We start from the raw sequence: 19,271 nt of genomic DNA, 5'->3' as shown, positions 1-19,271 counted from the left end.
CAGCGCCGTGAACAGAGCGGACGTGCGCTTGCACGGGTCAACGACCTGGGCGACCGGCCTTGACCACGTCTGCGCCGTGCGGTGTCGTCGGAGTCACGAAGGAAGGCGGACACTCGCCGCCTGGAAGAGGACCGGTCCACTCCCGAGAGGGGACGAGAGTACGGTGGCGATACCCCGCCACCTCGGATGCCGTCATCCGTCGTGGCGCCGACCCCGGGGGAACGGCACGGCCGGGCGCAGCGGGTTCGGGAGAGGGGCCGACCCGCCGGTCACCACGGAGTGCGCAACGAGTCGTCGGCCCGACAGCCGGGTCCGCGACAGCACGAGGAGACTTCTGGCCTTGGCCAGAAATCGCTCCAGTCCCGCTGTCACGCCATGTGCAAGAGGATTGCTACGTATGTATTCATCTGACGCGATCTCAAACCGACGTCACAGCCCTACGGAACCGACCGAGGAGATGATTGCCGGGCTGGTCTGTATCGTCTGCCGCACCGACTACCGGAGCGCACCGGACACCGATGCGGTGGTGGTCTCACACCACAGCGACAAACAACTCCTCGCCTGCGGAGGGGTGTGCGCGCGCATGGCAAGTGGGTCCGTCACTGGTCACGACGAGACACCTCTCCCGCTGGCCGAGCGTATGCACGACTACGAGGCCGAGCACTGATGCGATGACCACGGCACGCCGCCGGGACACTCACTCCGGCTGACCCGGGCCGGACCCATGCTCCGACCTCGCTTCCGAGGGGCCGGCGCTCCGGATGGTGACCAGGGCTGCCCGCTGGGAGACCGGGGATGTGTGACGCGCCGGATGCCGTTCGGCTGAGCACTACAGCTGGAGTGGGCCCGACCGCAGAGCCGGTCGGGCCCACTCGGGCTGTCCGGAGCGGGTGGCACCGGCCGGTGAGGTGCGGGGCCCTCCAGATCTCGCGGCACAACGTTGGTGGATCACCCGTTCTCATTACCGCCCGGTCGGCTCAAGTATGGGTACGTACCGGCACCGCATGAACAGGGAGACCCCCGATGATCACCGGGTCACATGTACTGGCTCTCGGCCACTACCAGCCCGCCACGGTGCTGACCAACGACGACCTGGCGGCCATGGTCGACACCAGCGACACATGGATCCGCAGCCGGGTCGGCATCCGTACACGCCATGTCGCCGGGCCGGACGAGTCCGTGGACGAGATGGCCGCGGCCGCCGCGGCCAAGGCTCTGGCGAGCAGCGGCCTCTCCGCGGCGGACATCGACCTCGTCCTCGTCGCCACCTGCACGGCCGTCCACCGCAGCCCCAACACCGCGGCGCGCGTGGCGGCCCGGCTCGGCCTCCCCTCCCCCGCCGTCATGGACCTCAACGTGGTCTGCGCCGGGTTCACCCATGCCCTGGCCACCGCGGACCACGCCCTCCGGGCGGGATCGGCCCGCAGGGCGCTGGTGATCGGTGTCGAGAAGTTCAGCGAGGTCACCGACTGGACGGACCGGTCGACCTGCGTGCTGGTCGGCGACGGCGCCGGGGCGGCCGTGGTCGTCGCCACCGAGGAGCCCGCGGAGAAGCCGGGCATCGGCCCGGTGGTGTGGGGTTCGGTCCCGGAGATGGGCCACGCCATACGGATCGAGGGCACGCCCTCCCGCTTCGCCCAGGAGGGCCAGGCGGTCTACCGCTGGGCCACCACCCAGCTCCCCGCCATCGCCCGGCGCGTGTGCGAACAGGCCGGGGTCCGGCCGGAGGACCTCGCGGCGGTCGTCCTGCACCAGGCCAACCTGCGGATCATCGAGCCGGTCGCCCGCAAGCTGGGCGCGGTCAACGCGGTGATCGCCAGGGATGTCGTGGAGTCCGGCAACACGTCGGCCGCCAGCATCCCTCTCGCCCTGTCGAAGCTGGTGGAGCGCCGTGAGGTCGAGTCCGGCGCCCCCGTGCTGCTCTTCGGCTTCGGCGGCAACCTCTCGTACGCGGGCCAGGTCATCCGCTGTCCGTAGCGGCCTCGGCCCGGGACGCAGACCCGCCCCGGGCCGGAGCCGCCGCACGCGTTCTCTCAGCGGTTGCGGCGGGTGACGAATTCCGCGAGGGACAGCAGATCCCCGGCCTGGGCGAGGTCCGGCACCGCCCGGGCCAGCCGGTCCATCGCGGACGCCATTCGGACGCACGCCTCGCGCTGCGCCCAGTCCCGTCCTCCCGCACGCTCGACCGCGTCCGCGGCGCGCCGCAGGTCGTCACCGTCCAGCGGGCCCTCCATGGCGTACAGGTCCGCGAGTTCGGCCGCGGCGGGCGTGCCCGACGTCAGGGCGGCGACCACGGGGAGGGACTTCTTCCGGGCCACGATGTCGGCCCCGGCGGGCTTGCCCGTGCTGGCCGGATCCCCCCAGATGCCGATGAGGTCGTCGATGAGCTGGAAGGCGAGCCCCGCCTCTCTGCCGAAGGCATCCATGGCGTCGGCCGCGCTCGTTCCCGCCCCGGCGCACAGCGCGCCGAGCGCGCAGGCGCAGCCGAGCAAGGCCCCGGTCTTGGACTCGGCCATGGCCAGGCTCTCGTCGAGCCCGACATCCGACCGCTGCTCGAAGGCACAGTCGGCGTACTGGCCGTCGCACAGCTCGACGACGCAGGCGGCGAGCCGGCCGGCCGCCTCGGTGGCGGCCGGGTGCGGGTCCTGGGCGAGGATCCGCAGGGCCAGCGAGTGCAGCGCGTCCCCGGCGAGAATGGCGTGGGGCACTCCGAAGACGGCCCAGGCGGTGGGCCTGTGGCGACGGGTCGGATCGCGGTCGATGACATCGTCGTGGAGCAGCGTGAAGTTGTGCACGAGCTCCACCGCGGCGGCGGCCCGCACGGCCTGCTCGGCCCGGCCTCCGAGGGCCCGGGTGGCAGCCAGGACCAGGGCCGGCCGGATGGCCTTGCCCGCGTTCCCTCCGGTCGCCGCACCATGGGCGTCCTGCCAGCCGAAGTGGTACGCGGCGATCCGCCGCATCGAGGCGGGCAGCGAGTCGACCGCCGCCCGCAGGGCGGGATTCACCGTCTTCCGCGACCGTTCGAGAAGATCCGCGGCCTCCCGGCACTCGCGGCTCTGCGTGAAGGTATCCACGGTCCCCACCCCTCGGCTTGGCCACACGCGTTTCCCACCTGCTCGTTCATCCTGACAGCCGCCTCGGCCGCCGACCATTACTCAAATGAGTGGGAATAGGTCACCCCATTCCCGGGTGAGACCGGCCGTCCGGGGCGGCGCCCTCCGCCGGATGCCCTACGCCCCGCCGGACACCCCGCGGCCCCGCACCCGACCCGCCCCTGACGCTCGGCCGGAAGCCCCGCAGGCCCCAGCCGGAGGGCACGCAGCCCCCAGGACCTCCCGCCGCCTGGACGCTCCGCGGCCCACCCGACGGGCGTACGACGGCGTGCGACAAGGGCGCGAGGAGCCTGGTGGACTACCCTGAAGGCACCGATTCCTCCCACTTCTCACCACGACGGACCCGGCCCACGGGGACCGGCCCACGGCAGGCCGTGGACCGGCCGAGGCACGAAGGCGACTGTCGGCTTCCGCCCCATTCACACCGATCGCAGGAGGCAGCACATGGCAGGGTTCCTGGACCGCGCCAAGGAGCAGGCGCAGCGCGGGCTCACACAGGGCAAGCAGAAGCTGGACGACGTCCAGGCCCAGCGGACGGGACACGACCTGTTGAAGAGACTGGGCGCGGCGTACTACGCGGAGCGCCACGGCACGGGCACCCCGGAGGGGACCCAGCAGGCGCTGGACGCCGTCGACCGTCATGCCGCGGCCCATGTAGACGTCTTCCTGCGCAGCTGAGCCCCGAGCGCCACGATGGACCGGTGGGAGCGGCGACCAGCCGCCCCCACCGGTCCGTACGACCGCGCCCGCCGGCACCCGTGCGGCATCACCGCAGGTGACAATGGGCCCATGAGCTCTCCGGCACCCGACCTCGACGCACTGGGGCCGCGGCTGCCCTCGCCGCTGCGGCAGGTCGAGGACGAGCGGTTCGCACGCCGCGGAATCCGGCTCCTCCTCAAGCGGGACGACCTCATCCATCCCGACATCCCCGGCAACAAATGGCGCAAGCTCGCCCCCAACCTGCGTGCCGCGGCGGAGCACGGCCGGACGGCGCTCCTCACCTTCGGCGGCGCCTACTCCAACCATCTGCGGGCCACGGCCGCCGCCGGACGCCTGCTCGGGCTGAGCACGATCGGCGTCGTACGGGGCGCGGAGCTGGCCGACCGACCGCTCAACGACTCCCTGGCCCGGTGTGTTGCCGACGGCATGCGCCTGGTCTTCCTCGACCGCGGAACGTACCGCCGCAAGGCCGAGCCGGAGGTGGTGCGGCATCTGAGGAACCGGTTCGGCGACTTCCATCTCGTGCCCGAGGGCGGCAGCAACGCGATGGCGGCACGCGGCTGCTCCGCGCTCGGGCACGAGCTGCGCAGGGCCGCCGACGTCGCGGCCGTGGCGTGCGGCACCGGCGGCACCCTGGCCGGGCTGGCGGCCGGGCTCGCCGCGGAACAGAGGGCGATCGGATTCTCCGTCCTCAAGGGCGGGTTTCTCGACAAGGAGACAGAGCGGCTTCAGTGCGCGGCGTTCGGCGGCCGCACCGGGGGCTGGCGGATCGAGGACCGCTTCCACTTCGGCGGCTATGCCAGGCTCACCCCCGAACTCCGCGCCTTCGCCGAGGACTTCGGAGCCCGGCACGGCCTGTCCGTGGAGCGCCTGTACGTCGCCAAGATGCTCTACGGCCTCACGGCCCTGGCCGAGGAAGGCGCGTTCGCACCCGGCACGACCGTGGCCGCCGTGGTGACGGGTTCCGACCCGCCGTGACCGGCCCGCACCCGCACCCGCACCGACCCCTGTACCCGCCACGACCGCCCCGGATCCTTGCGACCGGCCCGCACCCGCAGTGACGGGCTCCGGCTCTTCGTGACGCATCCGGCTGTTTCTTCGTAACGGATGCGGACTCGTCGTGACCGGCCCGGGACCCGTCGTCGCCCGCCCGGAGCCCGAGGTCCCCTACCCCGCGAGCTCCTTCCCGTACGCCATCGCCTCCTCCAGGTCCAGCCTGCGCAGCAGCGTCCGCAGCATCTCGTCGTCGATCCGCCCCTCGTCGCGCATCCTGACGAACACCTCGCGCTCGGCGGCGATCATTTCCCGGGCCAGCCGCCGGTAGGTCTCGTCGACCGTCTCCCCCGTCAGCTCATTCACCGCGCCGAGGCGCTCCCACACGGCGTTGCGGCGCCGTTCCAGCACGGCGCGCAAGCGCTCCTCCAGGGGAGGCGGCAGGGAGTTGCGCGGGTCGGTGAGCAGTTCCTCGAGCCTCCGCTGTGCCGCGGCCGACGCTTCGTTCTGCGCCTGGGCCTCCATCAGGAGCGACTGCTGCTCGTCGATGCCCGGCAGCTTCAGCAGACGGATCAGCGGCGGGAGCGTCACCCCCTGCACCACCAGCGTCCCGATCACGGTCGTGAAGGCGAGGAACAGCAGCAGGTTGCGCGCCGGGAACTCACCTCCACCGTGCACGGTCTCCGGGATCGAGAAGGCGATGGCGAGCGAGACCACTCCGCGCATCCCGGCCCAGGAGACCACGAAGGGATGGGTCCACGGCGGTGGGTCGCCGGGTTGCCGCAGCCCGGGGAGATACGTCGCCGGGTAGACCCAGACGAAGCGCGAGACGACCACCGCTGCGAACACGGCGACCGCGTACCACGCCGCCTCCCCCGGCGCATAGTCGTCGAGGCCCCGCAGCACGATCCTCAGCTGGAGACCGATCAGCAGGAAGACCGATGACTCCAGGATGAAAGCGATCATCTTCCAGACCGCCTCCTCCTGGAGCCGGGTCGCGAAGTCGACCTGCCAGGCCCGGTGCCCGAGGTAGAGGCCGACGATCACGACGGCGAGCACACCGGACGCGTGGACCGCCTCCGCGGCCCCGTACGCGAAGAAGGGGATGAGCAGCGACAGGGTGTTCAGCAGCAACGGATCCCGCAGCCGGGTCCGCAGCCAGTGCAGCGGGCCCATCAGCAGCAGACCGATGCCCACACCTCCGCCCGCGGCGAGGGCGAACTCCGCGATCCCCCCGGCCCAGGTCATGCCCTCCCCGACCGCGCCCGCCAGCGCGACCCGGTACGCCGTGATCGCCGTGGCATCGTTGAACAGGGACTCGCCCTTGAGGATGGTCACGATCCGGTGCGGAAGGCCGATCCGGCGGGCGACGGCGGTGGCGGCAACCGCGTCGGGTGGGGCGATCACGGCGCCCAGCACCAGTGCGGCGGTCAACGGAAGCTCCGGTACGAGGGCGTAGGCCACCCCGCCGACGGCGACGGTCGCGAAGAGCACATAGCCGACGGACAGCAGCGCCAACGGCCGTACGTTCTCGCGCAGCCCGAGGTAGGAGCTGTCGAGGGCGGCGAGGTGCAGCAGCGGCGGCAGCACCAGCGGAAGTACGACGTCCGGATCCAGGGCGTAGTCCGGGATGCCCGGGACGAAGCTCGCGAGCAGGCCCGCGGCCACCAGCAGCAGCGGCGCGGGTACGGGCGTCCGCCGGGCCAGACCCGCGACGGCCGCGCTGACCGCGACCAGCACCAGGAGAGGAAAAGCATCCATCCGTCCGCTCCACCCCGTATCCCTCGCCGACGACGCCACCGCGTCACGCTTCGACGCGATCTAACCTGGCAATCATGAGCGAGTGCCCTCATCTTCAGGAACTGCCGCGCCCCGAGCCCTCCGCGCTGGGCGACACCTGCCTGGAATGCCGGGCGGCCGGCACCCACCCCGTGCACTTGCGGCTGTGCCTGGAGTGCGGTCACGTGGGATGCTGTGATTCGTCGCCGCTCCGGCACGCCTCGCGGCACTTCGAGGACACGGGACATCCGGTCATGCGCTCTTTCGAGCCGGGTGAGAGCTGGCGCTGGTGCTTTGTCGACCAGCGGATCGCTTGAGCCGCCAACCGGACGGGCATCCCTTCGAATTGGGACCGCAGAACCCCTAGCCACTGTGCGTGTCCGCGTGCTTACAATAAGTAACGCTCCCCGGTCCGCGAGACCTCTTCCCGCAGATCGCGATAGCGTCGCAGCTGAACCATGTGCCGCGTCGGCCCGTCCTCGCCTCACAGCGGGGCGCGGCGCCGGCGCTCGGAAAGCTCAACCAGCTTGTGTCACCTTGGAGGTGAGGGTGTCCCAGATCGCAGGCGAGCCCGGGACCCAGGACTTCGTGGAAGTCCGGCTGCCCGCTGCGGGTGCCTACCTTTCGGTGTTGCGTACGGCCACGGCCGGCCTCGCAGCGCGCTTGGACTTCACCCTCGACGAGATCGAGGATCTGCGCATCGCGGTCGACGAGGCCTGCGCGATCCTGCTGCAGCAGGCCGTGCCGGGGAGCGTACTCAGCTGTGTGTTCCGCCTGGTCGGGGACGCGCTTCGGGTGACCGTCTCCGCGCCCACGACCGACGGCCGCGCGCCCGAGCGCGACACCTTCGCCTGGACGGTGCTCTCCGCACTCGCCGGCGAGGTCGACTCGACGGTCGGAGAGGACCGTACGGTCAGCATCAGTCTGCACAAAAAGCGCGGCGCGGGCCCCGGACAGCCGTGACGGACGGGACGGGCAGGCCGGTGCCGGATGAGAGGCGCGTCGCGCGGGTGGTGCCCAGTACGGCCATCCCCGAGCAGCAGCAGGCAGAGCGGGCGGACCACATGGACCAGCATCAGCATCAGCAGCGCCAGGACGAGCAGCGTCCGGGCACGCAGCGCGAGCACGAGCCCGAGCACGCCTACGAGCACGAGCACGGGCAGCTGCCGGACCCGCACGACCGCAGCGGTGCCCGCAGTCTTTTCATCAAGCTGCGCGGGCTTCCCGACGACTCTCCTGAGCGTGCCGAGCTGCGCAACCACCTGGTCCGGATGCACCTGCCGCTGGTGGAGCACCTCGCCCGCAGGTTCCGCAACCGTGGGGAGCCCCTGGACGATCTGACCCAGGTCGCCACCATCGGCCTGATCAAGTCGGTGGACCGGTTCGACCCCGATCGCGGTGTGGAGTTCTCCACCTACGCCACCCCGACGGTCGTCGGTGAGATCAAGCGGCACTTCCGCGACAAGGGCTGGGCGGTGCGGGTGCCGCGCCGGCTCCAGGAACTGCGGCTCTCGCTGACGACCGCCACCGCCGAGCTCTCCCAGCGGCACGGCCGGTCGCCGACCGTGCATGAGCTGGCCGAGCATCTGCGGATCTCGGAGGAGGAAGTGCTGGAGGGGTTGGAATCCGCCAACGCCTACAGCACGCTCTCCCTCGATGTGCCGGACACGGACGACGAGTCCCCGGCGGTGGCGGACACACTGGGCGCGGAGGACGACGCGCTGGAGGGTGTCGAGTACCGCGAGTCGCTCAAGCCGCTCCTGGAGGAGCTGCCGCCCCGTGAGAAGAAGATCCTTCTGCTGCGGTTCTTCGGGAACATGACCCAGTCGCAGATCGCGCAGGAGGTCGGCATCTCCCAGATGCATGTCTCGCGGCTGCTGGCCCGTACGCTCGCGCAGCTGCGGGACAAGCTGCTCGTGGAGGAGTGAGTGCCGTTCACGGGCGAGGCCCCGAGGGGATGTGACACCCGGGACATGAGGACCGGGAGGTGACGACGGTGATCGGGCGACGGGGCCGTTACGGGTGTGGCGGGCGCCGGTGTGCGGTTACGCGTCGCGCGGTGCGATACCCAGGGCCTCGGTCGCCGTCGGGTTGACCAGCAGGACCAGTACGGCCAGCGCCGCGGCACCCAGCGCAACCCCGGCGGCCATCAGCGCGCCCCCGGTGCTGACCAGTGTCCAGGCGACCGGCACGGCCATGATCTGGGTGATCAGCGCGGGCCCCCGGCTCCAGCGGCGCCTGAGCAGCAGCCCGCGGGCGGCGGCCAGCGGCAGCGCTGCGAGAGCCAGCAGCGTCACACCGCCCGTCTCGGCCTGGGCCGGACTGTCGGGGTTGCCGAGCAGCCCCATCACGAGCAGATACACCCCGAACGCGGCGAGCGCCACGCCCTCCAGAGCCGCCAGCGCCGAGGCGACGGCGAGCCGGACGGGGCGGGGCCCGGCGGGGGTGGCGTCATCGGAGGACTGGGTCTGCTTGCTGCTCACCCCAGCAGGGTAACCGCCGGGGGCCGTGCTCCCACGCGCCCGGTCGGCCTGCCCCCGCGCGTCAGGGGCCAAGCCCGTCATGCCTCCCAGGGCCGGCGTGTCCGCCCGAGCCCGTCACGTCCGACCGGGCATCAGACCTGCCCGGCCCACCCCTCCGCCCGGGCACTTTCCCGCCGAGAGCGACGTCTGTCAGGACCGTCAGGGTCTGTGCCGACTGCGTCAGGTCCGCCCGTTCCGTCCGGCGGTTGGGACGGTCGGACCACCGGACTGGGCCGCGTACCAGAGGGTAGGTAGTCTGCTGCGCATGCGCGCGCTTCTTGTGGTCAACCCGGCAGCCACCACCACCAGTGCCCGCACCCGCGACGTCCTCATCCACGCACTCGCGAGCGACCTGAAGCTGGATGTCGTGACGACCGAGTACCGCGGACACGCCCGCGACCTGGCCCGCCAGGCGGCCGAGAACGGCGAGACGGAGCTGGTGGTCGCGCTCGGCGGCGACGGGACCGTCAACGAAGTCGTCAACGGGCTGCTCCACCACGGCCCCGCCCCCGAGGCACTGCCCGGCCTCGCCGTCGTTCCGGGCGGTTCCACCAATGTCTTCGCGCGGGCGCTCGGGCTGCCGAACGACGCCATCGAGGCGACCGGCGCCCTGCTGGACGCGCTCCACGACCACAGCGAGCGCACGGTCGGACTCGGCCTGGCGGCCGGCACACCGGGCACGGAGGACGAGGGCGCCCCCGCCCGCTGGTTCACCTTCTGCGCGGGCTTCGGCTTCGACGCGGGCGTGGTCGGCCGAGTCGAACAGCAGCGCGAACAGGGCAAGCGTTCGACGCATGCGCTGTACATACGACAGGTCGTGCGGCAGTTCCTGAAGGACCAGCACCGCCGACAGGGCGCGATCACCCTGGAGCGCCCCGGCCACGACCCCGTCGAGCAGCTCGTGGTGTCGATAGTCTGCAACACCGCCCCCTGGACCTACCTGGGCAATCGCCCGGTGTACGCCGCCCCCGAGGCATCCTTCGACACCGCCCTCGACGTGCTCGGACTGAGCAGGCTGTCCCCCTCCGCGGTGGCCCGGTACGCCACTCAGCTGCTCACCTCCTCGCCGGAGCGGGGCCCCCACGGCAAGCACGCGGTCTCACTGCACGACCTGACGGACTTCACCTTGCATTCGCAGGCGCCACTGCCCTTTCAGATGGACGGTGACCACCTGGGACTGCGTACGAGCGTGACGTTCACAGGCGTACGCCGTGCACTGCGTGTGATTGTGTGAGCGGAACCGGCAAAACTCCTTCCACTCGAACGTTTAGGCCAGCCTCCACCCACTGGAATGACGGCTGTGACCCAGACGACACCAAGGAATCAAAAAAAACTTTCCGGAAGGGGTTGTATCCGCCGCCGAGGTTTGCGAGTCTCTTCATGGCGATCGGGACGGCCCGCACAGGGCCCCCTTGAGAGCCGGAAACCCCTCCTCATCCCACTGGGACCGCACCAGGCAACTGGACGCAGGCCCCTTCCCTTGTGGAGGGATTCGTGAAAGCGTTCACATTCACAAGCAACCTGCTGGTAATACAAGGAGATGGAGCAGCCATGGACTGGCGTCACCGCGCCGTTTGCCGCGAGGAAGACCCCGAGCTCTTCTTCCCCATCGGCAACACCGGTCCTGCGCTGCTGCAGATCGAGGAAGCCAAGGCCGTCTGCCGTCGCTGCCCCGTCATGGAGCAGTGCCTGCAGTGGGCGCTGGAGTCCGGCCAGGACTCCGGCGTATGGGGTGGCCTCAGCGAGGACGAGCGCCGCGCAATGAAGCGCCGCGCCGCTCGCAACCGGGCGCGCAACGCCAGCGCCTGATCAAGCCCCTGTGCCCGGGCGGCGCGTGTGCCTGACGGCATTACTCGTTGACAGTGTGTACGCACCTCCCGCCCCCGAGCCGCAGCGCGCAGTACCCCCCGGTGCTCCCCCCGGAGCCGCGCCCGGGGGTGACCCACGCAACGTGAGCACTGAGCCCCGGACCGATCGGTCCGGGGCTGATTGCTTTCCCGACCCAGCTGATTGCTTTCCCGACCCAGACGTCTGCACGCGCCCCTCCGCGCCCGGCTGCTCTCCGCATCCGACCGGCTGCCGTGCCCGTTCGGCCGGGTTTCAGTGCTTCTCGGCGCGGACGGGAATGTCGAGGACCACACACGTACCGCGCTCCGGAGCGGGGCGCATATCGAACGTTCCGCCCAACTCGCCCTCCACCAGCGTCCGTACGATCTGAAGCCCCAGGTTGCCGGCCCGCTGCGGGTCGAATCCCTCCGGAAGCCCGCGTCCGTTGTCCTGCACGGTCACCAGAAGACGGCCCTCGGTCCGGGTCCCGCCGCGCACGGCCGACACCTCCACCGAGCCCGTCTCCCGCCCCGGCTCCCCTCCCGGGGAGTCCCCGGCCGCGAAGCCGTGCTCGAGCGCGTTCTGCAGCACCTCGGTGAGCACCATCGACAGCGGGGTGGCCACCTCGGCGTCCAGGATGCCGAAGCGCCCCGTGCGGCGGCCCCTGACCCGTCCCGGAGAGATCTCCGCCACCATGGCGAGCACCCGGTCGGCGATCTCGTCGAACTCCACCCGCTCATCGAGGGTCTGCGACAGGGTCTCGTGGACGATCGCGATCGAGCCGACCCGGCGGACCGCCTCCTCCAGCGCCTCCCGCCCCTCCGCGGAACCGATACGCCGGGCCTGGAGGCGCAACAGGGCGGCGACGGTCTGGAGGTTGTTCTTCACCCGGTGATGGATCTCCCGGATGGTGGCGTCCTTGGTGATCAACTCGCGCTCACGGCGGCGCAGCTCCGTGACGTCGCGCAGCAGGATCAGCGAACCGATGCGGGGGCCTTTGGGTTTGAGGGGGATGGCGCGCAACTGGATCACCCCGCCGTTGCCCTCGACCTCGGTCTCCCGCGGTGCCCAGCCGCTGGCGAGCTTGACGAGCGCTTCGTCCACCGGGCCCCGGGACGGGGCGAGTTCGGCGGTCGCCTGGCCGAGGTGGTGGCCGACGAGATCGGCGGCGAGGCCGAGACGGTGGTAGGCGGAGAGGGCGTTGGGGCTGGCGTACTGCACCACACCGTCGGCGTCGAGCCGGATGAGGCCGTCTCCCACGCGGGGCGAGGCGTCCATGTCGACCTGCTGGCCGGGGAAGGGGAAGGCCCCCGCGGCGATCATCTGGGCGAGGTCGGAGGCGCTCTGCAGGTAGGTGAGTTCGAGCCGACTCGGGGTCCGTACGGTGAGCAGATTGGTATTGCGCGCGATGACGCCCAGCACGCGGCCCTCACGGCGTACGGGGATGGACTCGACCCGCACCGGGACCTCCTCGCGCCACTCGGGATCGCCCTCCCGTACGATCCGGCCCTCGTCGAGGGCGGCGTCGAGCATGGGGCGGCGGCCGCGCGGGACCAGGTGACCGACCATGTCGTCCTGGTAGGACGTGGGCCCGGTGTTGGGCCGCATCTGCGCGACGGAGACATAGCGGGTGCCGTCGAGGGTGGGCACCCACAGCACGAGATCCGCGAAGGAGAGGTCGGAGAGCAGCTGCCACTCCGAGACCAGCAGGTGCAGCCACTCGAGGTCGGATTCACTGAGGGCCGTGTGCTGGCGTACAAGGTCGTTCATGGAGGGCACGGTGCGAGCCTACCTGTGGCAGAGTGCGTTGAAGCCTTGGTGAACAGCCCGCGAACGCGTAGACAGAGGTCAATGGTCTAGTCCACAATGAAAAGGTAAAGCCTCCATCCTCCCCGCACAGGAGGATGGAATGAGGCATACGGCGCTCTCTGCCCTGACTGCGCCGTGGCCTCCCGGTCGGTCCGATCGCCCGCGGGGAACCGCACACCTCGCACAGCGGTCGGCCGGCATCAGCTCCGGGCTGCGGTGCCGGACAGGTTGAGGGTCCTGTCCCGGCGCCGTGGCCCGAAGTGGTTTCCGGGCCGGACGCGCTCGCCGGGCCGGCTCCCGATCCCTCCGCCCGTGATCGCTCCCGTCCGCCTTCGGGAAGCGCACGAGGCGGCCGGGCAGCCCGGCGGGGGCGGGAACGAGGCAGCCCCGCGGGGGCGGAAGAGCCGCGCCCTGTGCGCAGCGTGGCCGGTCAGTGGGTCTCGGTGACCTTCGCGAGCGCACGCGGGGCGTCCGGGTCCTGGCCGCGGGCGATGGCGACCTCGTACGCCAGCATCTGCAGGGGCAGGATCTCGAGGACCGGCTGGACCTCCTCGGCCACTCCGGAGGTCGGCAGCGCGAAGCCCGCGGACGCTTTGTCGACCTCCGCCTGGCTGCCGATGACGACGAGGTCCGCTCCGCGGCCGCGCAGCCGGTCGAGGACCGGCTGCAGGGCCTCGCCGCCCTTGCCCTCGGTGACGATCGCGATGACCGGCGAGATGTTGTCGACCATGGCGAGCGGGCCGTGCAGGAGATCGGCACCGGAGTAGGAGAGGGCCGGGATGTAGCTGGTCTCCATCAGCTTCAGCGCCGCCTCCTTGGCGGTCGGGTAGCCGTAGCCGCGGGAGGTGAGCACCATCCGCTCGGCGAAGCGGTAGCGAGCGGCCAGCGCCCTGACCTCCTCCCGGCGGGAGAGGATCTGCCGGGCGAGCTCCGGCAGCACCTTGGCGGCCGATGAGTCGCCGCCGCGCAAGCCCTCGACGAACAGATAGAGCGCCAGCAGCTCCGCGGTGTACGTCTTGGTGGCCGGGAGCGCCTTCTCGGGGCCCGCGAGGACATCGATATGGAACTCGGAGACGGCGGCGAGCGGGGAGTCCGCGTTGTTGGTCACGGCGAGGGTGATCGCGCCGGCCTCGCGCGCGGCCTCGGTGGAGGCCACCAGGTCCGGGGAGCCGCCGGACTGGCTGACGGTGATGACCAGTACGTCGGTGAGGTCGGGCTCGGCGCCGTAGGCCGTGGTGGTGGACATGGAGGTCAGCCCGCACGGCTTGCCCAGCAACACCTCCAGCAGGTACTTCGCGTACAGGGCCGCGTTGTCGGAGGTACCGCGCGCGGTCAGCAGGACGAAGCGGGGGCCCCGCGCCGCGATCCGCTCGGCGGTCTCCCGGATCCTGGGCGCGCCCTCCTCGAGGAGCCTGCTCAGGACCGCGGGCTGCTCGGCCATCTCTCCGGACATGATCCGGCCCGGCTGCTGGCTGTGCTGGGCCGGAGTCGTGGCGGACATGCTGGGTGCCTCCAGTTGGCTCTGTGTTCGTGTCCCACGGCCGTCAGTTCCCGGGCTGCTCGCCGGTGATGACCTCCGCGGCGGCCCGTCCGCAGACGCGGGCGGCTCCATGGGTGGCGATGTGCAGGGCTCCGGCGGGCGGCGCCTGGGGGACTCCCATCTCGACCACGACCGTGTCGGGCCGGGCGGCGAGCAGGGCGTTGAGCGCACCGGCCATCCAGGGGTGCCGATGAGTGTCGCGGACCACTGCGACGATCCTACGGTCAGCCGCTTCCCCGAGCACATGTGCGGCCATGGCGGACGGCCCGTCGGCCGCGGCCTCACTGCCGTAGGTGCCGCTGAGGGTTCCGGGGAGCAGCCGTGCCAGCTCCGCCGCGATCCCCCAGGGCGTCTCGTCCCCCACGGCGATGTTCGCGACCGGGGTGAACGCGGCGACGTAGGGAGGCTCGCGCAGCGGCTCGTACACGCCTCGGCCGGTGACCTCCAGGGCGCGCCGGGCGGCGGTCAGTCCGGCGTCGGGCGCGGGGGCGGCACGCTCCGCGGCACCGGCGGCGAGAGTCCAGCGTGCCAGGGCGCGGACCCGGTCGGCGGCGTCGGCGAGCCGCTCGGCACCGAGTTCACCCGCGCGTACGGCCGCGACGAGCGCGTCGCGCAGGCGGAGCACGGTGTCCTCGTCGGCCCGGCCGCCGCCGACACAGATGGCGTCGGCGCCCGCGGCGATCGCGAGGACGCTGCCGCGCTCGATGCCGTACACCTCCGAGATGGCGCGCATCTCCATGCCGTCGGTGACGACCGGACCGTCGAAGCCGAGCCCGCCCTCGGACTCCGGTGCGCGCAGCAGACTGCCGAGGACCTGGGGGCTGAGCGTCGCGGGGCGGTCCGGGTCGAGCGCGGGCAGCAGGATGTGCGCGCTCATGACGGCCTTGGTGCCCGCCCTGACGGCGGCCCGGAAGGGCACGAGCTCGCGGGCGTACAGCGTCGTCAGATCGGCGCCGATACGCGGCAGATCGTGGTGGGAGTCGACATTCGTGTCGCCGTGGCCGGGGAAGTGCTTGGTGCAGGCGGCGACTCCGGAGGCCTGGAGCCCCTCGATGTACGCGGCGGTGTGCCGGGCGACGAGCTCCGGGTCGGAGCCGAAGGAGCGTACGCCGATGACGGGGTTGTCCGGGTCGGAGTTGACGTCGGCCGATGGCGCCCAGTTGAGGTTGATCCCGCAGGCGGCGAGCCGTCGGCCCAGTTCACCGGCGACGGCCCGGGTCAGGGCGGGGTCGTCGACCGCGCCGAGGGCGTGGTTGCCGGGGAAGGAGGAGCCCGCGCGGACTTCCAGACGGGTGACGTCACCGCCCTCCTCATCGATGGCGACGAGCACGTCGTCGCGCTCGGAGCGTAGCCGGGCGGTGAGGGAGGCGAGCTGTCCGGGCGAGTGGATGTTGCGTCCGAACAGCCCCACCGAGGTGAGACCTTCGCCGAGCCGGCGCAGCAGCCAGTCGGGGGCCGTGGTGCCGGTGAATCCGGGCTGGAGAACGGCGAGAGCGTCCCGGGTGAGGGTGTCGGTGCCGCGTGCGAGGGTCGTCATGGGCTGCGTTATCCCTTCACTGCGCCGGAGGTGAGGCCGCCGACCGCCTTGCGCTGCAGGATCAGGAAGACGATCAGCACGGGAACGGTGAAGAGCGACGAGGCGGCCATGGTGGCGCCCCAGTCGTCACCGAAGGCGGTCTGGAACTGGGACAGCCACAGCGGGAGGGTCTGGTGGTCGGCCTGTTTGTTGAGGATGAGCACCAGCGGGAACTCGTTCCAGGCGGTGATGAAGCCGAAGAGCGAGGTGGCCATCAGGCCCGGCGCGAGCAGCGGAAAGACGACCTTGAGGAATGCCTGGGTCCGGGTGCAGCCGTCGACCATCGCCGACTCCTCCAGTTCCTTGGGCACCGCGGCGATGAAGCCCCGGAGCGTCCAGATCGTGAACGGCAACACCATGATCATGTAGAAGAAGGTCAGCGGTACGAGACTGTTCAGCAGGTCGGCGTCCCGCGTGATCATGTAGATGGCGATGGTCATGACCTCCCACGGGGCCATCTGTGCCACCATCACGGCCAGCACGAACCCCCGGCGGCCCCGGAAGCGCATACGGGCGACGGCGAAGGACGCGAGCAGCGCGATGACCAGCGACAGCAGCACCGCGACGACCGTGACCGTGAAGGAGTTGCCGACCAGGGTCCAGAAGCCGTCCGCGCGCACCGCTGTCGAGAAGTGATCGAGGGTGGCGTCGGTGGGGAACCACACCGGGGTCTCGCTGATGATGTCCCTGTTCGGCTTGAACGCCGTGGACACCATCCAGTACACGGGGAACGCGAAGGCGACGAACAGCACCAGGGCCGTCGCGTTCGGCCAGACGCGGGCCGGGAGCGAACGCCTCACAGCTCCTCCTTCTCCTGCCGGAGAACGATCCGGAAGTAGGTGGACATCAGGGCCAGCAGCAACAGGATGGTGAGCACCGAGATGGCCGCGCCCATGCCGTAGTGCTGATTGCCCATGCCCTGGATGTACGCGTAGACCGGAAGCGTCTCGGTGAGGTGTTCGGGACCGCCTTCATTGATCGCGAAGACCTGGGTGAAGGCTTTGAAGATCCAGATGATTTCGAGGAAGGTCGTGGCGAGGAAGAACGGCCTGAGGATGGGGAAGGTGACGGAGGTGAAGGACTTCCAGGCGCCGGCGCCATCCATCCGGGCCGCTTCGTACAGCTCCCGGGGGATCGTCGTCAGAGCCGCGTAGAGATTGAAGGCGACAAAGGGAACCGACTGCCAGACGATCAGCAGGGTGATCACAAAGAAGGTGGAGAACTGTCCGCCGGCCCAGTTGAATGCGGCCATCGAGTGCCAGCCGAGCGTGTCCAGCAGCCAGTTGACGACCCCGAACCGCGCGTCGAAGAGCCACTGGTACACGGTGGTGGCGGCGATGATCGGCATGGCCCAGGCAAGGACCAGACCGAGCGACAACAGGAGCCGCATTCTCGTGCCGAGGCGGCCCAGCAGCAGCCCGACCAGACTTCCTGCCACCATGATCAACGTGACGTTGGCGGCGGTGAAGACGATCGTGCGCCCGGTGACGGCCCAGAATTCGTAACTGGCCAGGACCTCACGGTAGTTGCCGATTCCGTTCCACTCCGTGAGGTGCTGGATCAGCTGCCGCATATTGAGGTTCTGCAGCGACAGCATGCCGTTCTTCAGCAGCGGCCACCCCAGCAGCAGGACCGTCGCCGCGACGGCGGGCAGGATCAGCAGATACGGGGCCGCGGCGGCGAGCCGTCGCGGGCCGCCACGCCCACCCCCCGGTCCCGGTGGCGGCCGGCCGGGTACGGTCACCCGGGCCGGAAGGCCGGTCCTCCTGGCCTCTTCGGACTGTACGGACATCCTGCTGTCTTCCTCCCCGCGCCCGCGCATGGTCCCTCGAGCCGCGGTTCCGTACGGGCCGGGCGACCGGCTCGTACGGAACCCGCTCGTGTCACTGCTTCTGGGCGAGCCTCTTGTTGATCTCGGCCTCGACCGACTCGGCCGCTTGGGCCGGCGTCCTGCCGGACAGCACAGCGGTCATATACGTCTTGATCGGGTTCGGTGCGTTCTCCACCGCGGCCCACTCGGGAATCAGCGGGGTCGTGCCGCCGGAGGCCACAGCGGGGGCGGCGGCTTCGGCTGCCGCATTGCCCTCGAGGTGGGACTGGAGCGACCTCTTGTTCGGGATGACACCGCTCTCCTCGGAGAGCGCACCCTCGAAGGTGTCCGACAGCGCGAGCTTCAGGAACTCCTTGGCGAGCTCCTGCTTCTCGCTTCCCGCCGCAATGGCCAGGTTCGAGCCGCCGAGGAAGACACCCGAGGGCTTGTCGGCGGTCTCACCGGGGATGGTGAAGTAGCCGATCTGCTTCTCGATCTCCGGATTGGCCTTGATGGCGGTGGCCGCCTCCCAGCTCATTCCGAAGAACGCACCGACGTTCCCCTTGGCGAAGACCTCGGCCTGCTGCGGTGTGGCCTCGTCCTTGTCCTTGGGCGCCTTGCTGTAGGACTGGAACTTCTTGTAGAGCTTCATGGCCTCGGCGACCTTGGGGTCGGCGAGGTTGCTGACCCACTTCTTCCCGTCCTTCTTCACCGGGTCGACGCCCTTCTCGACGAGCAGACCGTCGAGGAAGTACCAGTTCTGTCCGGGCAGATAGAGCGGTTCCTTGCCCTTGGCCCTGATCTTTCCGAGGTCCTCGAAGAACGCGTCGCGGGTCCTCGGAAGCTCCTTGATACCCGCGTCGGCCCAGATCTTCTTGTTGTAGACGACCACCCGGTTGAGGACGAACCAGGGGGCGGCGTACTGCTTGCCGTCCAGCACCGCGGGCTTGTTCATGGACTCGACCCAGTCCTCGCCGCCGGCCTCCTTCCTGAAGTCGGTCAGGTCGGCCAGACCGCCGGTCGCCGCGTACGCCGGCGTCTGGGTGTTGCCGATCTCGACGACATCCGGCGGGCTGGACTCCGACAGGGCGGTGGTCAGTTTCTGCTGGATCCCGTTCCACTGCTGGACCTGGACATCCAGCTTGGCACCGGTCTTCTTCTCGAACTCGGCCTTGAGGTCCTTGGTCCACTTCTCGGGATTCGACCCGTCCATGAACCAGACGGTCAGGGTCTCGCCCTTGAATCCGTCCGCACCGGACTTGCCGTCCTCGTCGCCGGACCCACAGGCCGCGACTCCGGCCATCATGGCCGCGACACCCACCGCCGCGATGAGCTTCCGCTTCACGCCACCCTCCTCAAGGGACGCCAGAAATCTCCCCCCACAATCCGGAGTCCGCTCGGCCGCGATCGACTCGTCACGGGCGCGCACCGTCTGTGGCTCTGAGACATGGTCTTTAGTGGTTTAGACCAGTGCTGGCAGCCTGGCCTAGACCTTTTGGGGTGTCAAGGGTGTATAAGAGTCGCTGTCGAGTCCGTTACCGGACCGACACCTGGGCGGGAGCCATGCCCTGACGAGGCCGGA

The 19,271-nt window shown here is 70.4% G+C and carries 18 protein-coding genes; 9 read left to right on the top strand and 9 right to left on the bottom strand.

Annotated features, from left to right (window positions below; all coding sequences use genetic code 11):
- Positions 1–457 precede the first annotated feature (457 nt).
- Positions 458–667, top strand: coding sequence for a hypothetical protein (locus tag ACTWQE_RS07655; RefSeq protein WP_443328046.1), 210 nt, complete (start codon positions 458–460; stop codon positions 665–667).
- A gap of 359 nt (positions 668–1,026) precedes the next feature.
- Positions 1,027–1,977 carry a beta-ketoacyl-ACP synthase III gene (locus ACTWQE_RS07650; RefSeq protein ID WP_443328060.1) on the top strand — a complete coding sequence of 317 codons (951 nt, stop codon included), beginning with the start codon at positions 1,027–1,029 and terminating at the stop codon, positions 1,975–1,977.
- A 56-nt stretch (positions 1,978–2,033) separates the two neighbouring features.
- Here ACTWQE_RS07650 and ACTWQE_RS07645 read toward each other — a convergent pair whose 3' ends face one another.
- A complete protein-coding gene (locus ACTWQE_RS07645; RefSeq protein ID WP_443328045.1) occupies positions 2,034–3,152 on the bottom strand; it encodes a family 2 encapsulin nanocompartment cargo protein polyprenyl transferase in 1,119 nt (372 codons plus the stop codon).
- A gap of 405 nt (positions 3,153–3,557) precedes the next feature.
- Between ACTWQE_RS07645 and ACTWQE_RS07640 the strand changes: the two genes are divergently transcribed.
- Together ACTWQE_RS07640 and ACTWQE_RS07635 are read left to right on the top strand one after the other, a co-directional pair.
- A complete protein-coding gene (locus tag ACTWQE_RS07640) occupies positions 3,558–3,791 on the top strand; it encodes a hypothetical protein (RefSeq protein WP_443328044.1) in 234 nt (77 codons plus the stop codon).
- 111 nt (positions 3,792–3,902) lie between these two features.
- Entirely contained in the window at positions 3,903–4,811 is a 909-nt protein-coding gene (locus tag ACTWQE_RS07635) for a 1-aminocyclopropane-1-carboxylate deaminase/D-cysteine desulfhydrase (RefSeq protein WP_443328043.1), read from the top strand.
- Positions 4,812–5,000: 189 nt separating this feature from the next.
- On the opposite strand, the gene ACTWQE_RS07630 is transcribed toward ACTWQE_RS07635, so the two are convergent.
- The gene (locus ACTWQE_RS07630) at positions 5,001–6,587 is read right to left on the bottom strand and encodes a Na+/H+ antiporter (protein WP_443328042.1); all 1,587 of its coding nucleotides are present in this window, start codon (positions 6,585–6,587) and stop codon (positions 5,001–5,003) included.
- Between the two features lie 74 nt (positions 6,588–6,661).
- Here ACTWQE_RS07630 and ACTWQE_RS07625 point away from each other — a divergent pair, with 74 nt between their 5' ends.
- The 3 genes from ACTWQE_RS07625 to ACTWQE_RS07615 all read left to right on the top strand — a co-directional run bounded on the left by ACTWQE_RS07625 (position 6,662) and on the right by ACTWQE_RS07615 (position 8,533).
- On the top strand, positions 6,662–6,922 hold the full coding sequence (locus ACTWQE_RS07625) for a UBP-type zinc finger domain-containing protein (protein ID WP_443328041.1): 261 nt from the start codon (positions 6,662–6,664) through the stop codon (positions 6,920–6,922).
- A gap of 232 nt (positions 6,923–7,154) precedes the next feature.
- Complete coding sequence (locus tag ACTWQE_RS07620; RefSeq protein ID WP_055471204.1) at positions 7,155–7,568, top strand: hypothetical protein; 414 nt, start codon at positions 7,155–7,157, stop codon at positions 7,566–7,568.
- Complete coding sequence (locus ACTWQE_RS07615; protein ID WP_443328040.1) at positions 7,565–8,533, top strand: RNA polymerase sigma factor SigF; 969 nt, start codon at positions 7,565–7,567, stop codon at positions 8,531–8,533. The genes ACTWQE_RS07620 and ACTWQE_RS07615 overlap by 4 nt, the downstream gene beginning before the upstream one ends.
- Positions 8,534–8,650: 117 nt before the next feature.
- Here ACTWQE_RS07615 and ACTWQE_RS07610 read toward each other — a convergent pair whose 3' ends face one another.
- The gene (locus ACTWQE_RS07610) at positions 8,651–9,088 is read right to left on the bottom strand and encodes a hypothetical protein (protein ID WP_443328039.1); all 438 of its coding nucleotides are present in this window, start codon (positions 9,086–9,088) and stop codon (positions 8,651–8,653) included.
- Positions 9,089–9,392: 304 nt separating this feature from the next.
- Between ACTWQE_RS07610 and ACTWQE_RS07605 the strand changes: the two genes are divergently transcribed.
- Both ACTWQE_RS07605 and ACTWQE_RS07600 read left to right on the top strand, forming a co-directional pair.
- Positions 9,393–10,361 (top strand): diacylglycerol/lipid kinase family protein, encoded by a 969-nt coding sequence (locus ACTWQE_RS07605; protein WP_443328038.1) that lies wholly within the window; start codon positions 9,393–9,395, stop codon positions 10,359–10,361.
- 317 nt (positions 10,362–10,678) lie between these two features.
- Positions 10,679–10,936 (top strand): WhiB family transcriptional regulator, encoded by a 258-nt coding sequence (locus tag ACTWQE_RS07600; RefSeq protein WP_003983230.1) that lies wholly within the window; start codon positions 10,679–10,681, stop codon positions 10,934–10,936.
- Between the two features lie 291 nt (positions 10,937–11,227).
- Here the strand turns inward: ACTWQE_RS07600 and ACTWQE_RS07595 are convergent, their stop codons facing one another.
- The 6 genes from ACTWQE_RS07595 to ACTWQE_RS07570 form a co-directional block, all read right to left on the bottom strand.
- Complete coding sequence (locus ACTWQE_RS07595; protein WP_443328037.1) at positions 11,228–12,724, bottom strand: sensor histidine kinase; 1,497 nt, start codon at positions 12,722–12,724, stop codon at positions 11,228–11,230.
- 469 nt (positions 12,725–13,193) lie between these two features.
- The gene (locus tag ACTWQE_RS07590) at positions 13,194–14,264 is read right to left on the bottom strand and encodes an SIS domain-containing protein (protein ID WP_443328036.1); all 1,071 of its coding nucleotides are present in this window, start codon (positions 14,262–14,264) and stop codon (positions 13,194–13,196) included.
- 43 nt (positions 14,265–14,307) lie between these two features.
- Complete coding sequence (locus ACTWQE_RS07585; protein WP_443328035.1) at positions 14,308–15,840, bottom strand: glycoside hydrolase family 3 protein; 1,533 nt, start codon at positions 15,838–15,840, stop codon at positions 14,308–14,310.
- Positions 15,841–15,848: 8 nt separating this feature from the next.
- Complete coding sequence (locus tag ACTWQE_RS07580) at positions 15,849–16,679, bottom strand: carbohydrate ABC transporter permease (protein ID WP_443328034.1); 831 nt, start codon at positions 16,677–16,679, stop codon at positions 15,849–15,851.
- A complete protein-coding gene (locus ACTWQE_RS07575) occupies positions 16,676–17,671 on the bottom strand; it encodes a carbohydrate ABC transporter permease (protein WP_443328033.1) in 996 nt (331 codons plus the stop codon). The genes ACTWQE_RS07580 and ACTWQE_RS07575 overlap by 4 nt, the downstream gene beginning before the upstream one ends.
- A gap of 91 nt (positions 17,672–17,762) precedes the next feature.
- Complete coding sequence (locus ACTWQE_RS07570) at positions 17,763–19,034, bottom strand: extracellular solute-binding protein (RefSeq protein WP_443328032.1); 1,272 nt, start codon at positions 19,032–19,034, stop codon at positions 17,763–17,765.
- Positions 19,035–19,271 lie beyond the last annotated feature (237 nt).

Origin of the sequence: Streptomyces sp. 8N706, from assembly GCF_052245415.1 — a bacterium.
Lineage (GTDB): Bacteria > Actinomycetota > Actinomycetes > Streptomycetales > Streptomycetaceae > Streptomyces.
This window is presented reverse-complemented; position numbering and strand designations above follow the sequence as displayed.

Bases quoted from the DNA above. Each gene is read 5' to 3' on its own strand.
- ACTWQE_RS07655 (WP_443328046.1), top strand. From the start codon at position 458: ATGATTGCCGGGCTGGTCTGTATCGTCTGCCGCACCGACTACCGGAGC.
- ACTWQE_RS07645 (WP_443328045.1), bottom strand. From the start codon at position 3,152: ATGGTCGGCGGCCGAGGCGGCTGTCAGGATGAACGAGCAGGTGGGAAA.
- ACTWQE_RS07640 (WP_443328044.1), top strand. From the start codon at position 3,558: ATGGCAGGGTTCCTGGACCGCGCCAAGGAGCAGGCGCAGCGCGGGCTC.
- ACTWQE_RS07635 (WP_443328043.1), top strand. From the start codon at position 3,903: ATGAGCTCTCCGGCACCCGACCTCGACGCACTGGGGCCGCGGCTGCCC.
- ACTWQE_RS07630 (WP_443328042.1), bottom strand. From the start codon at position 6,587: ATGGATGCTTTTCCTCTCCTGGTGCTGGTCGCGGTCAGCGCGGCCGTC.
- ACTWQE_RS07625 (WP_443328041.1), top strand. From the start codon at position 6,662: ATGAGCGAGTGCCCTCATCTTCAGGAACTGCCGCGCCCCGAGCCCTCC.
- ACTWQE_RS07605 (WP_443328038.1), top strand. From the start codon at position 9,393: ATGCGCGCGCTTCTTGTGGTCAACCCGGCAGCCACCACCACCAGTGCC.
- ACTWQE_RS07600 (WP_003983230.1), top strand. From the start codon at position 10,679: ATGGACTGGCGTCACCGCGCCGTTTGCCGCGAGGAAGACCCCGAGCTC.
- ACTWQE_RS07595 (WP_443328037.1), bottom strand. From the start codon at position 12,724: ATGAACGACCTTGTACGCCAGCACACGGCCCTCAGTGAATCCGACCTC.
- ACTWQE_RS07590 (WP_443328036.1), bottom strand. From the start codon at position 14,264: ATGTCCGCCACGACTCCGGCCCAGCACAGCCAGCAGCCGGGCCGGATC.
- ACTWQE_RS07585 (WP_443328035.1), bottom strand. From the start codon at position 15,840: ATGACGACCCTCGCACGCGGCACCGACACCCTCACCCGGGACGCTCTC.
- ACTWQE_RS07575 (WP_443328033.1), bottom strand. From the start codon at position 17,671: ATGTCCGTACAGTCCGAAGAGGCCAGGAGGACCGGCCTTCCGGCCCGG.